The organism is Vibrio sp. L85 (assembly GCF_963871815.1).
GTDB lineage: Bacteria > Pseudomonadota > Gammaproteobacteria > Enterobacterales > Vibrionaceae > Vibrio > Vibrio harveyi.
The window spans coordinates 1-587 of the sequence record NZ_CAWMYL010000169.1 but is presented as its reverse complement, the minus strand read 5'-3'; the positions used below and the strand labels follow the sequence as shown (position 1 = coordinate 587).

The window sequence follows — 587 nt, the reverse complement described above, 5'->3', positions numbered from 1 at the left end:
AATATATTTTTTTGGTTGTATACTCCAAAAGCTTCCAATAAATACGATGAGCTATGCTGATTTCTGGTGTATGGAAGAGAAAGGAAGTTGCGGTGTAATCTGTTGATGCTGTTCTCCCCAGAACGATTAACAGAAAGGTACACCGCATGACTGATAATACTGTTGTTTCACTGAATTGATACGCCAAGGGGCCAGAGATTTGATTGCACAAACTGTTGAAGCTGAGCTTCAGCAATTACTTGCTCAACACCAAAGTACCCTGGTTGATGGGAAGCAAGCCATTGTCCGCAACGGTTTCTTACCTGAGCGAACCTTACAGACTAGCATTGGGGATGTCGAAGTTCAGCTCCCCAAGGTTCGTGACCGCTCTGGTAGTGGCGTCAAATTTAATAGCAGTTTGATACCTCCGTATATCAAGCGAACAAAGAATGTTACAACACTGCTCCCGTTACTCTATCTCAAGGGGATATCTACGTGTAGTGGCTCGCGAACATAATCACTTCGACTTGATTACATCGTACATTCTTGGCTCACATTAACTGCGAATAAGCCGAAACTCCGACTCACAATCTGTAAGAATGGACTCA

1 pseudogene is annotated in these 587 nt (G+C 43.4%); it reads left to right on the top strand.

What is annotated here, in order from left to right:
* Positions 1-175: 175 nt before the first annotated feature.
* Positions 176-475, top strand: a pseudogene (locus AACR11_RS17315) (transposase); the annotation flags it as partial.
* Between the last annotated feature and the right edge of the window lie 112 nt (positions 476-587).